Consider the following 19,032-nt stretch of genomic DNA (forward strand, 5'->3'; position numbering starts at 1 on the left):
CGGTCCAGCCCTAAAATACCGGCCGGCCTTAACATAAATATGTCTTGGGACGCTAAATTTCGACCTGGCTGCCCAGCTCGACGACGCGGTTGGTCGGCAGCTTGAAGAACTCCATCGCGGTTTCCGCGTTGCGCAGCATCCACGCGAACAGCTTCTCGCGCCACAGCGCCATGCCCGGCCGCTCGCTGGCGATCAGCGTCTGCCTCGCGAGGAAGAAGCTGGTGTCCATCATCTTGAACTTCGGCCCGCAATTCTCGATGCCCTTCAGCACCAGCGGGATGTCGGTTTCCTGCATGAAGCCGTAGCGGACGATCATCCGCCAGAAACCGTTGCCGAGGTCGGTGACCTCGACGCGGTCCTCCTCGTCGACATAGGGCACCTCGTCGATGACGACGGTCAACACCACCACCCGGTCGTGCAGCACCTTGTTGTGCTTCATGTTGTGAAGGAGCGCGTGCGGCACGCCTTCGGGCGAGGTGGTCATGAACACCGCGGTGCCGGGCACCCGCGCCGCCGATCCCGCCGCCGACTTGATGAACACCTCGATCGGCATCGCCGATTCGCGCAGGCGCTGCTGCATCAGCCCGCGGCCCTTCGCCCAGGTGGTGAGCATGGTGAAGGCGACGACGCCGACCGCCAGCGGGAACCAGCCGCCGTCGGGCACCTTGGTCAGGTTCGCGGCGAAATAAGCGATGTCGACGATGAAGAAGGCGGTGAGCGCCACCGCCGCCAGCACGCGGTTCCAGTTCCACAGGCTGAACAGCACAACGGCGAGCAGACAGGTGTCGATGAACATCGCGCCGGTGACCGCGATGCCATAGGCGGCGGCAAGGTTCGACGAATTTTTGAAGGTGAGGACGAGGATGATCACCGAGATCATCAGCGTCCAGTTCACGAACGGGATATAGATCTGCCCGTGCGCGTCGGCGCTGGTGTGCTTGATGGCAAGGCGCGGGATGAAGCCGAGCTGGATCGCCTGTTGCGTCACCGAGAAGGCGCCGGAGATCACCGCCTGGCTGGCGATGATCGTGGCGAGCGTCGCGAGGATGACCAGCGGCAGCCGCAGCGTTTCGGGCGCGAGGAAGAAGAACGGATTGCGGATGACTTCCTGCGCCGCGCCGGGGTCGAGGCTGAGGATCATCGCGCCTTGGCCGAGGTAGTTGAGCATCAGCGCGGGCAGAACGAACACCAGCCACGACACGCCGATCGGCTTGCGCCCGAAGTGCCCCATGTCGGCATACAGCGCCTCGGCGCCGGTCACCGCCAGCACCACCGAGCCGAGCGCGAGGAAAGCCAGCAGCTTGTCGGTCATGAAGAACTGCAGCGCGTACCAGGGGTTCAGCGCGACGAGGATTTCCGGGTGCGCTGCGATATGGACGATGCCCAGCACCGACAGCACGAGGAAATACAGCAGCATGATCGGCCCGAAGAAGGCGCCGACCTTCGCGGTCCCGACCGACTGGATCATGTAGAGGCCGACGAGGATGACCACCGCGATCGGCAGCACGAAGGGCGCGAAGCCGGTGTCGACCACCTGCAGGCCCTCCACCGCCGACAGCACCGACATCGCCGGGGTGATCATCGAGTCGCCGTAGAACAGCGCGGTCGCGAACACTCCGAGCAGCACGATACCCGGGCCCCAGCGGGCGCCCGAGGTCTTCCGCGAGATCAGCGCGAGCAGCGCCAGGCTACCGCCCTCGCCGCGGTTGTCGGCGCGCATGATGATCGCGACATATTTGATCGTGACGACCAGCATCATCGACCAGAAGATCAGCGATAGCACGCCGTAGACATGCAGTTGGTCGAGCGCGAGCGGGTGATGGCCGGCGAAGGTCTCGCGGAAAGCGTAGAGCGGGCTGGTGCCGATGTCGCCGAACACCACGCCGATGGCGCCCACTGCCAGCTTCGCCATGTTGCCCGACGGCGCATGGCCCGGCGCCGGATCGCGCGCGTTGGGCTGGCCGGCGGCCGAGGGCGTCAATGAGTTCATGGCGGTTTTTCGTGCTGTCGAGCCGAGGCTCTAACGTGGATGAGCGCTGAAAGGTGCCGTTGACGCTATCTCGAAAGGTGGCGCGGCCTATCACAGCCGTTTCCGCACCGCAACATGACCGCGTTCTACGCTGGCTCCACCACGGCGCGGATGCTGAAATGAGTGACCAGCCGCCGCACGCCGGGCAGCGTCGCCAGCACTTCGCGGTGCAGCCGCTCGTACGAGTCGTCGGTGCGGACCAGCACTTTCAGCAGATAGTCCGACTCGCCGCTCATCAGATGGCATTCGACGATCGGCGGGCAGCGGGCGACCGTCTCTTCGAACTTCTGCAAGGTGTCGCGGCGCTGGTCGTCGAGCGTCACCTGCACGAACACCGTCGACGGGTCACCGAGCGCGGCGCGCGACAGCATCGCGCGATAGCCGCGGATATGGCCCGCCTCCTCGAGCAGCTTGATCCGCCGGTGCGCCGCCGAGGGCGACAGGCCGACCCGCTCGCCAACCTGCGCGCTGGTCAGCCCGGCGTTGCGGCTGAGCTGCGTCAGGATTGCAGTGTCCGTCGCGTCCATCGTCGAATTTCCTGCACAAGCCACCGATCACAGGAAAATCTACCACCATAAGCCTGTAGAGCACCATAGCTTTCGAACAAATCCCGCCGCCCTTCGCTTAGAATCCCGCGCAGGGAAATTTGGATGGAGGCGAGCATGCGCGTTGGTGTTCCGAAGGAAATCAAGATTCACGAGTATCGTGTCGGCCTGACCCCCGCGTCGGTCAGCGAGCTCGTCGCGCGCGGTCACGAAGTGATCGTCGAGACCAAGGCCGGCGGCGGCATCGACTTCGACGATCAGGACTATGTCGACGCCGGCGCGCGCATCGTCGCGACCGCCAAGGAAGTGTTCGACGCCGCCGAGATGATCGTGAAGGTGAAGGAGCCGCAGCTCCACGAATGCGCGATGCTGCGCCCCGATCATCTGCTGTTCACCTACCTCCACCTCGCCGCCGACAAGCCGCAGGCCGAGGCGCTGATGAAGTCGGGCGCCACCTGCGTCGCCTATGAGACGGTCACCGACTCGCGCGGCGGCCTGCCGCTGCTGCGCCCGATGTCCGAAGTCGCCGGCCGCCTGTCGGTGCAGGTCGGCGCGCACTATCTCGAAAAGGCGCAGGGCGGCCGCGGCATCCTGCTCGGCGGCGTCCCCGGCGTGGCGCCGGCGCGCGTCGCGATCCTCGGCGGCGGCGTCTCGGGCGTCAACGCGGCGGAGATGGCGGTCGGCCTCCGCGCCGACGTCACCATCTACGACATCTCCACCACGCGCCTCGCCGAGATCGATTCGATGTTCGAAGGCCGGGTGAAGACCGCCTTCTCGTCGAAGGCGGCGATCGCCGCCGCCGTCGCGCGCGCCCACCTCGTCATCGGCGCGGTGCTGATCCCCGGCGCTGCGGCGCCGAAGCTCGTCACCCGCGACATGCTGAAGACGATGAAGCGCGGCTCGGTGCTCGTCGACATCGCCATCGACCAGGGCGGCTGCTTCGAGACCAGCCACGCGACCACGCACCAGGACCCCGTCTACGAAGTCGACGGCGTCATCCACTATTGCGTCGCCAACATGCCGGGCGCCGTTGCCCGCACCTCGGCCTTCGCGCTCAACAACGCGACCCTGCCGTTCGTGCTGAAGCTGGCAAAGCACGGCGTCGACGCGCTGAAGCAGGACCCGCACCTCGCGGCCGGCCTCAACGTCGCCGGCGGCTTCATCACCTACAAGGCGGTTGCCGACGACCTGAACCTGCCGTTCAAGGCCGCGTAACGGCGACAGCCACCTTGCGGGTTCGCGGGAGCGACGCCATAAGGCGCGCGTCTCCCGCGAACCCCCAAAGGACGAGGCGCGAACCGTCATGAAGGCCAAAGTCTACGTCACGCTGAAGAACGGCGTGCTCGACCCGCAGGGCAGGGCGATCCACAACGCGCTCGAGGCGCTCGGCTTCGCCGGCGTCAACGATGTCCGCCAGGGCAAGTTCATCGAACTGGACCTCGCCGACGGCGCCTCCGACGCCGACATCGACGAGATGTGCCGCAAGCTGCTCGCGAACACCGTCATCGAAAATTATCGCGTCGAGAAGGCGTGATGAAGAGCGCCGTCATCGTCTTCCCCGGTTCGAACTGCGACCGCGACATGGCGGTGGCGCTGCGCGAGGCGACGGGGCGTGAGCCGGCGATGGTCTGGCACGGCGAGACCAGCCTGCCGGACGTCGATCTCGTCGCCGTCCCCGGCGGCTTCTCCTACGGCGACTATCTCCGCTCCGGCGCGATGGCCGCCCGTTCGCCGATCATGCGCGACGTGGTGGAGAAGGCGGGCAAGGGCGTCGCCGTCCTCGGCGTCTGCAACGGCTTCCAGATCCTGACCGAGGCCGGCCTGCTGCCCGGCGCGCTGATGCGCAACGCGAATTTGAGCTTCATCTGCCGCGACGTCGACCTCGTCGTCGAAAATGCGCAGACGATGTTCAGCAGCCGCTACGACCAGGGCTCGACCGTCCGCATCCCCGTCGCGCACCACGACGGCAATTACTTCACCGACGACGACACGCTCGACCGCCTCGAAGGCGAGGGCCGCGTGGTGTTCCGCTATGCGCAAGCCTGCAACGGCAGCCGCCGCGACATCGCCGGCATCGTCAACGCCGCCGGCAACGTCCTCGGCATGATGCCCCACCCCGAGCGGCTCATTCAGGCCGAGCAGGGCGGCACCGACGGCCGCAAGCTGTTCGACGGCCTCGTCGAGGCGCTGGGCTAACGCTCGCCCCGGCTGGTTGCAGACATCGCCATGGGCGACTATGTTGTAACAGTTGCAACATAGGCGCTAGCAATGGGTGTGCTGTCGATCCGCGAGTTTAACGCCAATGTCTCGAAGGCCATCGCGCGCGTCGAAGCCGGTGAAACCATCGCCATCATGAAGAATGGCAAGGTGGTTGCCGAACTTCGCCCGCGATCCGAAGAGCGCAGTCCCGAATGGCAGGTCGCCTATGACGGGTCGCTCGCCGCAATGCGCGAAGGCCTTGATCTCCGCATTGGCAAGGTAGCGCACGAGGATAAGTACGGCGACCGCGCATGAGGTTCACCGTCGATTCCAATATTCTGATCTATGCGCTCGACCGCGGCACGCCTGCAAAGCACGATATTGCCGCGACCATCCTCACCGCGTTGCCGCTCGGCGATAACTTTCTGGCAGCGCAAGTGATCGGCGAATTCCTCGCCGTTTTTCGACGCCGGTTTCGAACCGAACTTCCTGTAGCGCTGGCCCAAGCGGAACGTTGGCACGCAACGCTGCCGATCGTCGCCACGCCGGCGGAAGCAATGCTCGCCGCGGGTCGGCAGTCCATCGATCACGATATGCAATTCTGGGACTGCGTGATCTGGCAGACGGCCCGCACCCATCGGGCCGCGATCCTACTTTCCGAGGATATGCACAACGGCTTCAGTCATGGCGGGCTGACCGTAATCAACCCCTTCGCTCCGGCTAACGCCAAGGCGCTCGACGCCCTCCTCAAACCTTCGTCCTGAACGGCGTGAAGTTCGTGCCCTCATCGTACACGTCGATGCCCTCGCGCCGCTTCAACCAGCCGACCACCGCATAGGTCACCGGCGTCAGCAGTACCTCCCAGCCCACCTTCAGCAGGAACTGGCTGAGCATCACCGCCAGCATCGCCTCGACCGGCCAGTCGGGCGCGCCGTAGAAGGCGAGCGGATAGAAGATCAGGCTGTCGACGCCCTGCCCGACGATCGTGCTGCCGATGGTGCGCGTCCACAGATGCTTCCCTTCGGTCCAGATTTTCATCTTGGCGAGGACGAGGCTGTTGGCGAACTCGCCGAACGCGAAGGCGACCATCGAGGCGAAGACGATGCGCGGCACCTGCCCGAACACCGCTTCGTAGTTCGCCTGGCCGCCCCAGTCGGCGGCGGGCGGCAGCGCCACGACCACCCAGCTCATGAACGCCATGAACAGCATCGCCGCGAACCCGGCCCAGATGCAGCGGCGGGCGCGGGCGTAGCCGTAAACCTCCGTCAGGATATCGCCGAGGACGTAGCCGAGCGGGAAGAACAGGATGCCGGCGCCGAACGGCCACAGCCCGATCACCGGCAGCTCGACCTCGGCGCGCTTCCCCGCCCCCAGCACGTTCGACAGCAGCAGCACGACGACGAACGCCGCCATCACGAAATCAAAATAGCGAAGCGGCCGCTCCTGCAGCGCCTGCGCCTCGACCTTTACAATCTGCTCGCTCATGCCGCCCCCGCGCCGCTGGTCGACCGCAACGCTAACATCCCGTTCCGCCAGCCACAAACACCCCCCTCGCATGAACACGGTAGGGATCGCCGGCCCTTGCGGCTCGCCTCGCGACCCCCGCTACACTCCCGCGCATGAATGGGGGGGCAGCCGACCAGCCGGACGCCGCCGCCGGGCTCGGCGACGACGCGCTGGCGCTTGCCTTTTTGCGGCAGGCGCCGGTCGCGCCCGATATCGAGGCGCTGGTGGCGCTGTTCGGCGATCTCACCGCGCGCCACGGCTTCAGCTATTTCTTCGCCGCCTACGTCGCCTCGCCCGGCCGCCCGGTCGAGCCGGCGGTGCTGTTCGGTCGCCCGCCGATTCCCTCGTCCGCGAACTATGTCGAACAGAAGCTCGCCGCCAACGATGCGGTGATTCAGCAGGTGTTCGCCTCGCCCGTTCCCTTCACCTGGGGCGAGATCGAGGCGCGCCCGCTGCCGCCCGTGCAGCGCCGCCTGTTCGAAAACGCCCGCAGCAACGGCTTCCACGACGCGCTGGTCGTGCCTGCGCATGGCGCCAACGGCGATATCTGGGCGGTGATCCTGCTCAGCCCGGCGCCGATCCGCCTGACCCCGGGCGCGCGCGCCACCTTGGTCGCCGCCGCCGGGCTGTTCGCCACCACCGGCGCCACCTTGGCGAAGCTGCACACCGAGCCCGCCGTCTCGCCGCTCACCAAGCGCGAGGCGCAGTGCCTCGGCTGGGCGGCGCGCGGCAAGAGCGACTGGGAAATCGCCCAGATTCTCGGCATCGGCGACAAGACGGTGAACATGCACATCGACGGCGCGCGCCGGAAGCTCGGCGTCCAGAGCCGGTCGCAGGCCGCGATCACCGCCTGGCGGCGCGGCTGGCTCGTTGAACATCCGGACTAGCCCGGCTAGGAGGCTCCGGCACACCACTCCCTAGCCGGAAGCACCCATGACCATCACGCCTGAGATCGTCGCCGAGCACGGGCTGACGCCCGATGAATATCAGGTGATCCTCGCCAGCATGGGCCGCGAGCCCAATCTGACCGAGCTGGGCATCTTCTCGGTGATGTGGTCGGAGCATTGCTCCTACAAGTCGAGCCGCGTTCACCTGAAGAAGCTGCCGACCAGCGCGCCGTGGGTGATCCAGGGGCCGGGCGAGAACGCCGGCGTCATCGACATCGGCGTTGATGAGAATGGGAGGGGCCAGGCCGCCATCTTCAAGATGGAGAGCCACAACCACCCGAGCTACATCGAGCCCTATCAGGGCGCGGCGACCGGCGTCGGCGGCATCCTGCGCGACGTGTTCACCATGGGCGCGCGCCCCGTCGCCAACATGAACGCGCTGCGTTTCGGCGAGCCGTCGCACCCGAAGATGCGCCACCTGATCTCGGGCGTCGTCGCGGGCATCGGCGGCTACGGCAATTGCGTCGGCGTGCCGACCGTCGGCGGCGAGACCAATTTCCACCCGGCGTACAACGGCAACATCCTCGTCAACGCCATGACGGTCGGCATCGCCGCCACCGACAAGATCTTCTACTCGGCCGCCGCCGGCCTCGGAAACCCTGTCGTCTACGTCGGCTCGAAGACCGGCCGCGACGGCATCCACGGTGCCACCATGGCCTCGGCCGAATTCACCGAGGATTCGGAGGAGAAGCGCCCGACGGTGCAGGTCGGCGACCCTTTCACCGAGAAGCTGCTGATCGAGGCCTGCCTCGAGCTGATGTCCTCGGACGCCATCGTCGCCATCCAGGACATGGGCGCCGCCGGCCTCACCAGCTCGAGCGTCGAGATGGCGTCGAAGGGCGGCGTCGGCCTCGAGCTGGTCCTCGACGACGTGCCCTGCCGCGAAACCGGCATGACGCCCTATGAGATGATGCTCTCCGAAAGCCAGGAGCGCATGCTGATGATCCTGAAGCCGGGCCGCGAGGCCTTTGCCGAGGCGATCTTCCGCAAGTGGGAACTGGATTTCGCCGTCATCGGCCGCGTCACCGACACCGGGCACCTCGTGCTGAAGTTCAAGGGCGAGACCGCCGCCGACATTCCGCTGGCACCGCTCGCCGACAACGCGCCGGCGTATGAGCGGCCGTATGTGCCGACGCCGAAGCGCGCGGCCATCGAAGCGCCCGCCGTCGCCGACCTCGGCGCCGAACTGCTGAAGCTCATCGCCAGCCCCGACCTCGCCTCAAAGCGCTGGATCTGGGAGCAGTACGACCACATGGTCGGCGCCGACACCATCGGCCGGCCCGGTGGTGATGCGGCGGTCGTCCGCGTCCACGGCACCAAGAAGGCGCTGGCAATCAGCACCGACTGCAACCCGCGCTACTGCTTCGCCGATCCGGTCGAAGGCGGCCGCCAGGCGATCGCCGAGACGTGGCGCAACCTCACCGCCGTCGGCGCGACGCCGCTCGCCACCACCGACTGCATGAACTTCGGCAACCCGCAACGGCCTGAGATCATGGGGCAGTTCGTGGGCTGCATCGAGGGCATGGCGGAAGCCTGCACCGCGCTCGATTTCCCGATCGTGTCGGGCAACGTCAGCCTCTACAACGAGACCAACGGCACCGGCATCCTGCCGACCCCCGCGATCGGCGGCGTCGGCCTGCTCGACGATTACGACCAGCGCGTCGGCATGGCGCTCGCCGCCAATCAGGCCCTCGTGCTGATCGGTGACGCCGGCTCCCATCTCGGCCAGTCGAGCTGGCTGCGCGTGATCCACGCCCGCGAGGACGGCCCGCCGCCGCCGGTCGATCTCGCCGTCGAGCGCCGCAACGGCGATTTCGTGCGCGGCGCGATCCTCAACGGCTCGATCACCGCCGCGCATGACATCAGCGACGGTGGGCTCTTAGTGGCGGTCGCCGAGATGGCGCTGGCCGGCAAAGTCGGCGCCGCGATCGACGGCGACGGCTCGGCGGGCTGGGCGTTCGGCGAGGATCAGGCGCGCTACGTCGTCACCACCGCCGATGCCGACGCGCTGATCGCCGCGGCAAAGGCCGCGGGCGTTCCGGCGGTAAAGATCGGCACCACGGGTGGCGACGCGCTGTCAGCCGCCGGTGCGAAGGTGGCCCTCAGCGAGCTCCGCGAAGCGCACGAGGGCTTCCTGCCCGGCTTGATGAACCGCTAGCGCAGTTCGATCGAGCCGACGCTGAGGCGCGCCACGACGCGGCGCTCCGCCGTCGTCGGGCGGTAGCTGTAGCTTTCGCCGACCAGCACCCGCCGCTTCGAATCGCCGACTTCGCGCAGCACAGCAGGCAGCTGGATGTCGCCGACCCGCGTCGAGGCCTCAACCGCGCTCTCCAGCCCGAGGCCGAGGTCGAGGTTCACCTCGCCGGTGCCGCCGCCGACATCGACGTCGCCGGTAAATCCCTTCACGTCGACGCTGCCGACGCCGTGGCGGACGACCAATGTCGCGCCGCGCGGCACGCGCAGCTTATAGTGCGTCTGCACCCCCGACTTGCCGCCGAACGGGCTGCCGAGGCTCGCCGAGGGGTTGAGCCCGGTGACGCGCACCTCGCCTGCCGACACGGCCTCCGCCTCGACGCCGAAGCGCTGCAGCTTCTCGGTCGCCTTTGCGAGCTTCTCTGCCGGATAGGTCTTGCTCGACCGCGCGTCGAACTCGACCGCGACTTCCGCCTTGTCCCAGGCGACGACCTCGAGCTCGCCCCAGGTCTCATCGATCACCAGCTTGCCGTCCGCGCTGAGCGGCACCGACAGCGAGCGCGTGACCGCGACCGGCGATTCACCGGCCTCGTCGGCGAGCACGGGCGTCGCCAGCAACGCGGCGGCGAGGACGAAAGCGGCGCTTCTCACAGGGGTAATCCTTCGGCTCGGCAACTGTCTTACTGTATTATTCTATACACACAGTTGCAAGTCGGCCGTCAGTCCCATTTCGCCAGCGGCGGCAGGCTCATCAAGATCGCGTCGATATTGCCGCCGGTCTTCAGCCCGAACAGCGTGCCGCGGTCGTAAACGAGGTTGAACTCGGCGTAGAGGCCGCGATAGCGGAGCTGGCGGTCGCGGTCGGCCTCGGTCCACGGCTCGGCCATCCGGCGGCGCACCAGCATCGGATAGGTGGCGAGGAAGGTGCGGCCGACATCCTGCGTGAAGGCGAAGTCCGCCTCCCAGTCGACGGTCGCGAGATGATCGTAGAAAATGCCGCCGACGCCGCGATTCACATTGCGGTGCTTGATGTGGAAATACTCCTCGCACCACTTGGAGAACCGCTCCCAGTAATCCGGCCCATGCTTGTCGCACGCTGCCTTGAACGCGGCGTGAAAGTCGGCGGTGTCCTCATCGCGCGGGATCGCGGGATTGAGGTCGGCGCCGCCGCCGAACCAGCGCTTGGTCGTCACGAGGAAGCGCGTGTTCATATGCACCGCCGGCACATGCGGGTTCGCCATGTGCGCGACGAGGCTGATGCCGGTGGCGAAGAAGCGCGGGTCTTCCTCGGCGCCGTTGATCGACTTGGCGAAATCGGGCGCGAACTCGCCGTGGACGGTCGAGATGTTGACCCCGACCTTCTCGAACACCTGGCCCTTCATCACCGACATCACGCCGCCGCCGCCCGGCGCCCCGGCATGATCCTCGCGGTCCCAGCTCTTGCGCTCGAACGCGGCGTCGGAGCCATTCTCGCGCTCGATCGCCTCGAACTCGGCGCAGATCGCGTCGCGTAAAGACCGGAACCAGTCCTGCGCGCGGGTCTGCTGGTCGTCGAGCGTGTAGGTCATGCGGGATAGCCTTCGGTCTGCCGGAGCGCTTCGCCCACTACCATCGCCGCGGCGATCGCGACATTGAGCGAGCGCAAACCCGGCGCAAGGGGGACGCGGACGCGCAGGTCCGCGGCGTCGTGGATGAACTCGGGTACGCCGGCGCTCTCCTGCCCGACGAGCAAGATGTCGTCGGATCGGTAGCCGGCATCGGTATGGGCAACGCTGCCCTTCGTCGTCAGCAATACCAGCCGTCCGGCGCGGGCCGCGCGGAACGCGTCCCAGTCGGCGTGAACGCTCAGGTCGACCAGCTCGCTGTAGTCCATCGCCGACCGCTTCACCGCATGGTGCGAGAACGGAAAGCCGCACGGCTCGATCACGTCGACCGCCACGCCGAGGCAGGCGCCGAGGCGGAGCAGCGTGCCGACATTGCCGGGCTGGTCGGGCTGGAAGAGCGCGAGGCGCATGGCGGCGCTGTCTAACGATGAACCGAACATTGGTCGAGCGTTCGGGCACCGTTCAGCGACTCAGACGTATCGTCAGCAACAGTCCAAGCCGAAGTGGAGGCCCTGAGATGCGTAAACTGACCACCGCCCTTGTCGCCGCGAGCATGCTGGCGACCGTTCCGTCCGCTGCCGCCTTCGCCGATCCCGGCGATCGCAAGGAATATCGCAAGGAAGTCCGCAAGGCGGAGAAGGAATATCGCAAGGACGTGCGCGACGCCCGCAAGGACTATCGCGAGGCGCGCCGCGACGATTGGCGCGGCTACCGCAGCTATGACTACAACCGCGTCGACCCGCGCTATGGCAACTATTACGCCGACCGCTATTACCGCGACGGCAGCTACTACCAGCCGCGGCAGCTCGCCTACAACGACCGCGTCTACCGCGGCCAGAACGGGCAATATTACTGCCGCCGCGCCGACGGCACGACCGGCCTGATTATCGGCGGCCTCGCCGGTGGCGCGCTCGGCAACATCATCGCGCCGGGCGGCTCGAAGACGCTCGGCACGATCATCGGCGCGGTTGCCGGCGGTGTCGGCGGCCGGGCGCTCGACCGCAACAAGGTCAGCTGCCGCTAATCGCGGTAGGTGATCGACACCTTCGCCGCCGCTTCCGCCGCGAGCCTTCGGGCTTCGTCGGTGGAGGCGGCGGTCGCCAGCGCCACGCCCATCCGCCGATAGGGCCGCGTTGTCGGCTTGCCGAACAGCCGCAGGTCGATCTCGCCGCCCGGCGTCGCCAGCGCCTCGGCGGCGCCTTCAAACGCGAAATCCGCCGACTCGCGATCGGCGAGGATCACCGCAGACGCCGACGACCCGCGCAGCGTGATGTTGGGAATCGGCAGCCCAAGCACCGCCCGCGCGTGCAGGTCGAACTCGCTGAGGTTCTGCGAGATCAACGTCACCATCCCGGTGTCGTGCGGGCGCGGCGACAGTTCGGAGAAGATCACCTCGTCGCCCGCCACGAAGAATTCGACGCCGTAGATGCCGTAACCGCCGAGGTCATCGACGACTTTCCGCGCCATGTCCTGCGCCGCCGCCAGCGCCGAGGGCGACATCGCGGTCGGCTGCCATGATTCCTGATAGTCGCCCCGCTCCTGGCGATGCCCGATCGGCTCGCAGAACAGGACGCCCTCGCGCGTGCGCACGGTCAGCAGGGTGATCTCGTAATCGAAGGCGATGAACTCCTCGACGATCACCCGCCGCCGGTCGCCGCGCATGTTGGCGACCGCGTACTCCCACGCCGCCGCCAGTTCCCCGGCCTCGCGCACGGTGCTCTGTCCCTTGCCCGATGACGACATCACCGGCTTGATCACGCAGGGCAGCCCGCTGTGCTCGGCGGCCGCCAGCACCTCCTCAAGGCTTTCGGCGTAGCGGTAGCGCGAGGTGCGCAACCCCAGATCGACAGCCGCCAGCTCGCGGATGCGGTCGCGGTTCATCGTCATGTAAGTCGCGCGCGCCGACGGCACGACAGTGACGCCTTCCGCCTCGACATCGCGCAGCACCTCGGTGCGGATCGCCTCGACCTCGGGCACCACCAGGTCGGGGGCGTGCTTGGTGATCGCCGCGCGCAGCTTGTCCGCGTCGAGCATCGAGAACACGTCCGATTCGTCCGCCACCTGCATCGCCGGCGCACCCGCATAGCTGTCGCAGGCCACCACATAGGCGCCCAGCCGCTTCGCCGAGATGACGAACTCCTTGCCGAGCTCACCCGAGCCGAGCAGCAGAATCTTCTTGGTGAACGGCATCGCGGGCGCCCCTTCGCTGTGGACCCGCGCTCCTTAGGACCAAGCGCGGTCAGCGCCAACCGCCGCTTCGCTCTCTCCCCTCCCGTCATACCGGCGAAAGCCGGTATCCAGCTCGACGGCCGGTCTGGATACCGGCTTTCGCCCGTATGACGATCATGAGGTACTGGAGCTTCGCCCTAAACCGGCGGCCCATCCGTACGAAGCGGTCGCGCGGCCGTGGCCGCCGAATCGGGCAGCCACAGCTCGATCGTCCCCGGCGCCGCGTCGCCCGCAATCGCGAGGCTCGCGACATTCGGCTGATAGGCACGCAGCAGCGTCTCGAAGGCGTCGTTCACCGATTCGGCCGCCGCCTGATCGCCGTCGGCATAGCGAACACTCGCCTGCCGCACCCGATTGGACGCGCCACGCACCGCGCTCACATCATGCCCGCGCGCCCGCAGCAGCGCCGCCACCCGCGACGCCGCCTCCGCCGCACCCGGCTGATCGCTGGCGTAGCGCAACACGATCTGCGGCGCCGCGGGCTTGGGCTTCGGGGTCACCGCCACCTCGCGCGCTACCGGCTTCGGCCGCTCGGCAACAACGACCAGCGGCGGTGCAAGAGGCTCCACCATCGGCTCGGACACCACCGCGACCGGCGCGTCCGCCACCACGTCCTCGGGCAGCGCTTCCGCCGCCGGCGTCGGCGCCCGCATCGGCGCCTCGCTCAGCGCGACCACGGGCTCGGGCTCGACGAACACCGTCTCGTTCGTCGGGGCTGGCCGCAGCATGAACACCGCGACGGCGCCCGCCGCCGCCGAGGCGCCGGCCAGCATCAGCACCCCCCAGCGCGAGCGCCGCGGCGGCGACAGCGGCTCGGCCGGCGCGACACGCACCGGCTCGCTGATCACGACGGGCGGCGGAGGGATATCGTCGACCGGCTCGGCCACGGCGATCACCGGCGGTGCCGCGATCTCCGCGACAGGTTCAGGCTCCGGCGCGGGCGCCGCGACCACCGGCTCATCCGCCTCCGGCATCACCACAACCGGCGCAACCGCCGGCCCCATCCCGACCGCCGGACCCAGCACCAGCGGCGCGGCTTCCGCCTCGCCCGCGGCAATCGCTCGCCGCGCATGCCCCATCTCGATCCGGCTCGCACCGGCCTCGCGCGCATGCCGCCACGCCGCCGACGCCAGCTGCCGCAGCCGACTACCCGATCCGTCCGCCGCATAGGCCAGCGCGCTCAACGCGCCCGGCGCGATCAGCGCCTCGCTGCCGCCCGCGCGGGCCAGGCAGTCGAGAATCCATTCCCGCGCCTGTGTAGGGTTGGCGCGTTCGCCCAGAACGGGCGCATTGGCATCGACGGCGAAAGGGTCGCGATCGGGCGCGATCGACGGCGGCGTTTCCAAGGGTTAACTCCCTTTCCCGGCGGCAAATACCGGAGGAAATCCGGGCCGCACGGCCTCATCGGCCGCCGGCTTCGACCAACGACCGTTCACTTTCGACCGGTGCAGCCGGCCGTTGACGCCTTGGCGTAAACCTCGCGTTATGAACGGGAGATGGCCAACAACGCCCTGAACCAGTCTTTTGCCGATCCCGTTCGCGTGCCGTGGCGCGCCACCGCGCTGTCGATCGTCGGCTTCTGGCTGTTCTATTTCTTCCTCAACACGCTGAAGAACTGGTTCGCCCACGCGCCCGACCAGCTGTGGATGATGGAGCGGCGCGCCGTCGTGACGCTCGCCGGCATGGGGCTCTCGGCGCTGCTCTATTTCGTGCTGCGCGCCGCCGACGGGCGCTCGACGCGCTACCTGCTCGGCACGGCGTTCCTCGCCTCGATCCCGATCACCATCGCCTACGCCACCATCAACCACATCGCCTTCTACTACATGCTCCCCGACACGATGCTGGTGGAGATGGCGGAGAAGAAGCCCGACGAGGGCTCGACCTTGTCGATGATCCTGTGGGCGGCGAGTGGCTGGTATTTCTTCATCGCCGCTTGGGCGGTGCTCTACGTCGCCCTGTCCTATGCGACGCGCGTTCAGGTCGTCGAACGGCGGGCGGCGCAATATCGCAACGAGGCGCAGACCGCCGAGCTTCGCGCGCTCCGCTATCAGGTCAATCCGCACTTCCTGTTCAACACATTGAATGCGCTGTCCTCGCTGGTCATGGCCAAGCGCGAGGAGGAGGCGGAGCGGATGATCATGAATCTCTCCACCTTCTTCCGCACCAGCCTCACCTCGGACCCGGCGCAGGACGTCAGCCTCGCCGACGAGATCCGCCTGCAGAAGCTCTATCTCGACATCGAGCGCGTGCGCTTCCCGCGCCGCCTCAACGTCGAGATCGACGTGCCGCCCGCGCTGGAGACGGCGCGCGTGCCGGGCCTCATCCTCCAGCCGCTGGTCGAAAACGCCATCAAGTACGGCGTGTCGCGCAGCACCGGGAAGGTGCACCTCAGCATCCGCGCCCGCGCGCTCGACGGCCGCATGCAGCTGATCGTCGAGGATGACGGCAAGGGCGACGGCCCGACCGAGCCCGGCCATGGCGTCGGCCTGCGCAACGTCTCCGACCGGCTCGACACGCGGTTCGGCCGCACGGCACAATGCGAATCGGGTCCACGGAAAGAGGGGGGGTGGCGCGTCGTGCTGACGATGCCGCTGGAATTCCATGACCGAGACTAAACCGCTTCGCACCTTGCTGGTCGACGACGAGCCCCTGGCCGTCGAGCGCCTGCAGATTCTCTGCGCCCGCGTCCCCGGCCTGCAGCTCGTCGGCACCGCCACCGACGGGCAGGCCGCGCTGCGCATGGTCGAGGCGCTGCAGCCCGAGCTGCTGCTGCTCGACATCGCCATGCCCGGCCTTGACGGCATCGGCGTCGCCCGCGCGCTCGAAACGCTGGCGCAGCGCCCGGCGATCATCTTCGTCACCGCCTTCGACCAGTTCGCCGTCGCCGCCTTCGACGTGGCCGCGGTCGACTATCTGCTCAAACCCGTGTCGCCCGAGCGGCTGGAGCGCGCGGTCACCCGCGTCCGCGCCCAGCTCGGCAGCGGCGGCAGCAGCGCGCCGGTGCCCGCCTCCAAATGGTCGACCGAATTCTGGGTGCCGCACCGCGCCGAGATCATCCGCGTGCCCGCCGCCGATATCGACCTGATCGAGGCCGAGCGCGATTACATGCGCCTCCACGTCGGCCCGCGTTCCTACCTGCTCCACCAGACGATCACCGAGCTCGAGCGCCGGCTCGATCCGGCCGCCTTCATCCGCCTCCACCGCTCGACCATTGCGCGACGCGACCGCATCGTCGGGCTGAAGCACGACGGCTGCGGCGCCTGGACCGCCGAAATGGGCGACGGCCGCTCGCTGCGCATCGGGCGGACGTATCTGGCCAACGCCAGAACGATGGTCGGGCGTTAAGCCAAGATCGTCATCCCCGCGAAGGCGGGGACCCAGTCCACAAACAAACATGCCCGCGCAGCGGGCGCCATTTGCCGTGCTGGGTCCCCGCCTTCGCGGGGATGACGGGCAGAAGCAAAAAGACGGGCGGCCAAGGGGAGCCGCCCGTCTTTCGTCGAGGCACCGAAGGGTGCCGGGTCAGAGGGGGATCAACGCCCTTCGGAGGAGACCTCGACGGAAGCGAACTGAATGGTGCCGGCGCCGGCGGTCATCATCTGCGCGCGGGCACCGGCCACCGCCTTGCCGCGGCAGGCATCGATGGCGCGCAGGCCGGCGAGATCGACGAAGCCGTTCTGGCCGCAGACGCTGTCCGCCGCCGCGTCGAGACGGCGGTCGAGCGTCGCCTGGCCGGCGGCGCTGGCGAGATCGAGGTCGGCATAGGCGACGCGCGCGGTGCGCGGCTGGAGGGTCTGGCAATTGGCCGAGGTGGCGAGCACCATGCTGGCGAAAGCGAACAGGAGGGGGGCTTTCATCGGGGGTCTCCGACAGGGGTTCGCGCCGCCTGATCCGACCATCGGACCCGCCGCGCCTCACCCTGCTACACCCGTCGCAGACCGCCCACGCTCATGCCTCGACCGAAACGACCGCACGCTCGGCGCATGTCGTTCGTCGCGACAGATGCTACATATGTAGCGACCAAGCGCCTGCGATGACGCCCCGGTAAGCTCAGGCCTTGAGCTTGTACCCCGTGCGGAAGATCACCCACACCGCGAGCAGGCACAGCGCGAAGAAGCCGCCGACCATCGCGAGGCTGTATTCGATCGCCACGTCGCCGGTGCCGTAGAAGCTCCAGCGGAAGCCGCTGATCAGATAGACGACCGGGTTGAACAGGGTCACCGTCCGCCAGATGCCCGGCAGCATGTCGATCGAATAGAAGACGCCGCCGAGGAAGGTGAGCGGCGTCACGATCAGCAGCGGGATCACCTGCAGCTGCTCGAAGCTCTTCGCCCAGATGCCGATCACGAAGCCGAACAGGCAGAAGGTGACCGCGAACAGCAGCAGCAGCGCGATCATCCACACCGGGTGAACGATGTTGATGTCGATGAACAGATGCGCGGTGGCGAGGATCACCAGCGCGATGATCACCGACTTGGTCGCCGCCGCCCCGACATAGGCGATCACCGTCTCGAACGGCGACAGCGGCGCCGACAGCAGCTCGTAGATCGTCCCCGACCATTTCGGCATGTAGATGCCGAAGGAGGCGTTGGAGATGCTCTCGGTCAGCATCGACAGCAGCATCAGCCCCGGCACGATGAACGCGCCATAGGGCACGCCGCCGATCTCGGTCATCCGCGAGCCGATCGCCGCGCCGAACACGATGAAATACAGCGAGGTGGTGATCGCCGGCGTAATCAGGCTCGTCCACACCGTGCGCCCGAAGCGCGCCAGCTCGAACCGGTAGATCGCCCAGACGCCGCGTCCGTTGAAGCCCATCACGCCGCGTCCTTCTTCTGGCGAACCAGCCCGACGAAGATGTCCTCGAGCGAGCTTTGTTTGGTGTGCAAGTCCTTGAAGCCGATGCCGAGGTCGCTCATTCGGCGCAGCAGCGACGGCACCCCCGTCCGCTCGGCATTGGCGTCGAACTCATAGTGCAGCTCGTTGCCGTCGGCGCCCAAGGTCAGCGCCCACTCGCCCAGCTCCGGCGGCAGCGCCGCCAGCGGCTCGGCAAGATTGAGCGTCAGCTCCTTGCGCCCCAGCTTCTTCATCAGCTCGGATTTCTCCTCGACGACGATCAGCTCGCCCTTCGAGATGACGCCGACCCGGTCGGCCATCTCTTCGGCCTCCTCGATATAATGCGTGGTCAGGATGATGGTGACGCCGCGGTCCCTGAGCCCCAGCACGAGGTTCCACATGTCACGCCGCAGCTCGACGTCGACACCGGCGGTCGGCTCGTCGAGGAACAGGATCTCGGGTTCGTGGCTGAGCGCCTTGGCGATCATCACCCGGCGCTTCATGCCGCCCGACAGCTCCATGATCCGCGACTTGCGCTTGTCCCACAGCGACAGGTCGCGCAGCAGCTTTTCGAGGAAGGCGTCGTCGCGCGGCTTGCCGAACAGGCCGCGGCTGAAGCTCACTGTCGCCCAGACGCTCTCGAAGGCGTCGGTGGTCAGCTCCTGCGGAACCAGCCCGATCCGGGTGCGCGCCGCGCGATAGTCGCGCACCACGTCATGCCCATCGGCGGTGACCGTCCCCGACGACGCCGTGACGATGCCGCAGACGATCGAGATCAGCGTCGTCTTGCCCGCCCCGTTCGGCCCGAGCAGCGCGAAAATCTCGCCGCGGCGGATGTCGAGGTCGACGCCTTTCAGCGCCTGAAATCCGCCCGCATAGGTCTTGGTCAGCCCCGAAATCGAGATCACCGACGCCATAATACTCCCCAAACACGCCGCTCCGGG

21 protein-coding genes are annotated in these 19,032 nt (G+C 67.6%); 10 read left to right on the forward strand and 11 right to left on the reverse strand.

Annotated elements, in window-relative coordinates:
• Positions 1 to 52 precede the first annotated feature (52 nt).
• Positions 53 to 1,981: a potassium transporter Kup gene (locus ACFOMD_RS05810; RefSeq protein WP_380859580.1), complete on the reverse strand. Its 1,929-nt coding sequence runs from the start codon at positions 1,979 to 1,981 to the stop codon at positions 53 to 55.
• Positions 1,982 to 2,115: 134 nt separating this feature from the next.
• The gene (locus ACFOMD_RS05815) at positions 2,116 to 2,556 is read right to left on the reverse strand and encodes an Lrp/AsnC family transcriptional regulator (protein ID WP_380858254.1); all 441 of its coding nucleotides are present in this window, start codon (positions 2,554 to 2,556) and stop codon (positions 2,116 to 2,118) included.
• A gap of 135 nt (positions 2,557 to 2,691) precedes the next feature.
• Here ACFOMD_RS05815 and ald point away from each other — a divergent pair, with 135 nt between their 5' ends.
• From ald to ACFOMD_RS05840, 5 genes are all read left to right on the forward strand, one after another.
• On the forward strand, positions 2,692 to 3,789 hold the full coding sequence (gene ald / locus ACFOMD_RS05820; protein WP_380858257.1) for an alanine dehydrogenase: 1,098 nt from the start codon (positions 2,692 to 2,694) through the stop codon (positions 3,787 to 3,789).
• 88 nt (positions 3,790 to 3,877) lie between these two features.
• Entirely contained in the window at positions 3,878 to 4,108 is a 231-nt protein-coding gene (gene purS, locus ACFOMD_RS05825; protein ID WP_380858260.1) for a phosphoribosylformylglycinamidine synthase subunit PurS, read from the forward strand.
• Complete coding sequence (purQ, locus tag ACFOMD_RS05830) at positions 4,108 to 4,770, forward strand: phosphoribosylformylglycinamidine synthase subunit PurQ (protein ID WP_380858263.1); 663 nt, start codon at positions 4,108 to 4,110, stop codon at positions 4,768 to 4,770. Before purS ends, purQ begins: the two co-directional genes overlap by 1 nt.
• Positions 4,771 to 4,848: 78 nt before the next feature.
• The gene (locus ACFOMD_RS05835; RefSeq protein WP_380858266.1) at positions 4,849 to 5,088 is read left to right on the forward strand and encodes a type II toxin-antitoxin system Phd/YefM family antitoxin; all 240 of its coding nucleotides are present in this window, start codon (positions 4,849 to 4,851) and stop codon (positions 5,086 to 5,088) included.
• Positions 5,085 to 5,537 carry a PIN domain-containing protein gene (locus ACFOMD_RS05840; protein WP_380858269.1) on the forward strand — a complete coding sequence of 151 codons (453 nt, stop codon included), beginning with the start codon at positions 5,085 to 5,087 and terminating at the stop codon, positions 5,535 to 5,537. Before ACFOMD_RS05835 ends, ACFOMD_RS05840 begins: the two co-directional genes overlap by 4 nt.
• Here ACFOMD_RS05840 and ACFOMD_RS05845 read toward each other — a convergent pair.
• A complete protein-coding gene (locus ACFOMD_RS05845) occupies positions 5,521 to 6,258 on the reverse strand; it encodes a queuosine precursor transporter (protein ID WP_380858272.1) in 738 nt (245 codons plus the stop codon). The two genes, ACFOMD_RS05840 and ACFOMD_RS05845, sit on opposite strands and share 17 nt — an antisense overlap.
• A 134-nt stretch (positions 6,259 to 6,392) precedes the next feature.
• Here ACFOMD_RS05845 and ACFOMD_RS05850 point away from each other — a divergent pair, with 134 nt between their 5' ends.
• Complete coding sequence (locus ACFOMD_RS05850; RefSeq protein WP_380858275.1) at positions 6,393 to 7,166, forward strand: helix-turn-helix transcriptional regulator; 774 nt, start codon at positions 6,393 to 6,395, stop codon at positions 7,164 to 7,166.
• Positions 7,167 to 7,212: 46 nt separating this feature from the next.
• On the forward strand, positions 7,213 to 9,384 hold the full coding sequence (gene purL, locus ACFOMD_RS05855; protein WP_380858278.1) for a phosphoribosylformylglycinamidine synthase subunit PurL: 2,172 nt from the start codon (positions 7,213 to 7,215) through the stop codon (positions 9,382 to 9,384).
• Here purL and ACFOMD_RS05860 read toward each other — a convergent pair.
• From ACFOMD_RS05860 to ACFOMD_RS05870, 3 genes are all read right to left on the reverse strand, one after another.
• Positions 9,381 to 10,070: a hypothetical protein gene (locus ACFOMD_RS05860; protein WP_380858281.1), complete on the reverse strand. Its 690-nt coding sequence runs from the start codon at positions 10,068 to 10,070 to the stop codon at positions 9,381 to 9,383. The two genes, purL and ACFOMD_RS05860, sit on opposite strands and share 4 nt — an antisense overlap.
• 68 nt (positions 10,071 to 10,138) lie before the next feature.
• Positions 10,139 to 10,987 (reverse strand): oxygen-dependent coproporphyrinogen oxidase, encoded by an 849-nt coding sequence (gene hemF / locus ACFOMD_RS05865; RefSeq protein WP_380858284.1) that lies wholly within the window; start codon positions 10,985 to 10,987, stop codon positions 10,139 to 10,141.
• On the reverse strand, positions 10,984 to 11,433 hold the full coding sequence (locus ACFOMD_RS05870) for a tRNA (cytidine(34)-2'-O)-methyltransferase (protein ID WP_380858287.1): 450 nt from the start codon (positions 11,431 to 11,433) through the stop codon (positions 10,984 to 10,986). Before ACFOMD_RS05870 ends, hemF begins: the two co-directional genes overlap by 4 nt.
• Positions 11,434 to 11,540: 107 nt before the next feature.
• Between ACFOMD_RS05870 and ACFOMD_RS05875 the strand changes: the two genes are divergently transcribed.
• Positions 11,541 to 12,047 carry a hypothetical protein gene (locus ACFOMD_RS05875; protein ID WP_380858290.1) on the forward strand — a complete coding sequence of 169 codons (507 nt, stop codon included), beginning with the start codon at positions 11,541 to 11,543 and terminating at the stop codon, positions 12,045 to 12,047.
• Here ACFOMD_RS05875 and purT read toward each other — a convergent pair.
• Positions 12,044 to 13,213: a formate-dependent phosphoribosylglycinamide formyltransferase gene (gene purT / locus ACFOMD_RS05880; RefSeq protein ID WP_380858293.1), complete on the reverse strand. Its 1,170-nt coding sequence runs from the start codon at positions 13,211 to 13,213 to the stop codon at positions 12,044 to 12,046. The genes ACFOMD_RS05875 and purT overlap by 4 nt on opposite strands.
• Before the next feature lie 176 nt (positions 13,214 to 13,389).
• Positions 13,390 to 14,598, reverse strand: a complete 1,209-nt coding sequence (locus ACFOMD_RS05885) for a hypothetical protein (RefSeq protein WP_380858296.1) — start codon at positions 14,596 to 14,598, stop codon at positions 13,390 to 13,392.
• A 150-nt stretch (positions 14,599 to 14,748) separates the two neighbouring features.
• On the opposite strand from ACFOMD_RS05885, the gene ACFOMD_RS05890 reads away from it, so the two are divergent.
• Together ACFOMD_RS05890 and ACFOMD_RS05895 are read left to right on the forward strand one after the other, a co-directional pair.
• Entirely contained in the window at positions 14,749 to 15,867 is a 1,119-nt protein-coding gene (locus ACFOMD_RS05890) for a sensor histidine kinase (RefSeq protein WP_380858298.1), read from the forward strand.
• Positions 15,854 to 16,597: a LytR/AlgR family response regulator transcription factor gene (locus ACFOMD_RS05895; protein WP_380858301.1), complete on the forward strand. Its 744-nt coding sequence runs from the start codon at positions 15,854 to 15,856 to the stop codon at positions 16,595 to 16,597. The genes ACFOMD_RS05890 and ACFOMD_RS05895 overlap by 14 nt, the downstream gene beginning before the upstream one ends.
• 188 nt (positions 16,598 to 16,785) lie before the next feature.
• Here the strand turns inward: ACFOMD_RS05895 and ACFOMD_RS05900 are convergent, their stop codons facing one another.
• The 3 genes from ACFOMD_RS05900 to ACFOMD_RS05910 all read right to left on the reverse strand — a co-directional run bounded on the left by ACFOMD_RS05900 (position 16,786) and on the right by ACFOMD_RS05910 (position 19,005).
• Complete coding sequence (locus tag ACFOMD_RS05900) at positions 16,786 to 17,109, reverse strand: UrcA family protein (RefSeq protein ID WP_380858304.1); 324 nt, start codon at positions 17,107 to 17,109, stop codon at positions 16,786 to 16,788.
• Between the two features lie 193 nt (positions 17,110 to 17,302).
• Positions 17,303 to 18,073 (reverse strand): ABC transporter permease, encoded by a 771-nt coding sequence (locus ACFOMD_RS05905; protein WP_380858307.1) that lies wholly within the window; start codon positions 18,071 to 18,073, stop codon positions 17,303 to 17,305.
• On the reverse strand, positions 18,070 to 19,005 hold the full coding sequence (locus ACFOMD_RS05910) for an ABC transporter ATP-binding protein (protein ID WP_380858310.1): 936 nt from the start codon (positions 19,003 to 19,005) through the stop codon (positions 18,070 to 18,072). Before ACFOMD_RS05910 ends, ACFOMD_RS05905 begins: the two co-directional genes overlap by 4 nt.
• Positions 19,006 to 19,032: the final 27 nt, after the last annotated feature.

Source organism: Sphingoaurantiacus capsulatus, assembly GCF_042648405.1.
Taxonomy (GTDB): Bacteria; Pseudomonadota; Alphaproteobacteria; order Sphingomonadales; family Sphingomonadaceae; genus Sphingoaurantiacus; species Sphingoaurantiacus capsulatus.

Excerpts from the sequence above, each read along its gene's own strand:
- ACFOMD_RS05840 (WP_380858269.1), top strand. The coding sequence starts at position 5,085 with ATGAGGTTCACCGTCGATTCCAATATTCTGATCTATGCGCTCGACCGC.
- ACFOMD_RS05875 (WP_380858290.1), top strand. The coding sequence starts at position 11,541 with ATGCGTAAACTGACCACCGCCCTTGTCGCCGCGAGCATGCTGGCGACC.
- purQ (WP_380858263.1), top strand. The coding sequence starts at position 4,108 with ATGAAGAGCGCCGTCATCGTCTTCCCCGGTTCGAACTGCGACCGCGAC.
- hemF (WP_380858284.1), bottom strand. The coding sequence starts at position 10,987 with ATGACCTACACGCTCGACGACCAGCAGACCCGCGCGCAGGACTGGTTC.
- ACFOMD_RS05900 (WP_380858304.1), bottom strand. The coding sequence starts at position 17,109 with ATGAAAGCCCCCCTCCTGTTCGCTTTCGCCAGCATGGTGCTCGCCACC.
- ACFOMD_RS05815 (WP_380858254.1), bottom strand. The coding sequence starts at position 2,556 with ATGGACGCGACGGACACTGCAATCCTGACGCAGCTCAGCCGCAACGCC.
- ACFOMD_RS05895 (WP_380858301.1), top strand. The coding sequence starts at position 15,854 with ATGACCGAGACTAAACCGCTTCGCACCTTGCTGGTCGACGACGAGCCC.
- ACFOMD_RS05890 (WP_380858298.1), top strand. The coding sequence starts at position 14,749 with ATGGCCAACAACGCCCTGAACCAGTCTTTTGCCGATCCCGTTCGCGTG.
- ald (WP_380858257.1), top strand. The coding sequence starts at position 2,692 with ATGCGCGTTGGTGTTCCGAAGGAAATCAAGATTCACGAGTATCGTGTC.
- purL (WP_380858278.1), top strand. The coding sequence starts at position 7,213 with ATGACCATCACGCCTGAGATCGTCGCCGAGCACGGGCTGACGCCCGAT.
- ACFOMD_RS05850 (WP_380858275.1), top strand. The coding sequence starts at position 6,393 with ATGAATGGGGGGGCAGCCGACCAGCCGGACGCCGCCGCCGGGCTCGGC.
- ACFOMD_RS05845 (WP_380858272.1), bottom strand. The coding sequence starts at position 6,258 with ATGAGCGAGCAGATTGTAAAGGTCGAGGCGCAGGCGCTGCAGGAGCGG.
- purS (WP_380858260.1), top strand. The coding sequence starts at position 3,878 with ATGAAGGCCAAAGTCTACGTCACGCTGAAGAACGGCGTGCTCGACCCG.
- ACFOMD_RS05870 (WP_380858287.1), bottom strand. The coding sequence starts at position 11,433 with ATGCGCCTCGCGCTCTTCCAGCCCGACCAGCCCGGCAATGTCGGCACG.
- ACFOMD_RS05910 (WP_380858310.1), bottom strand. The coding sequence starts at position 19,005 with ATGGCGTCGGTGATCTCGATTTCGGGGCTGACCAAGACCTATGCGGGC.
- purT (WP_380858293.1), bottom strand. The coding sequence starts at position 13,213 with ATGCCGTTCACCAAGAAGATTCTGCTGCTCGGCTCGGGTGAGCTCGGC.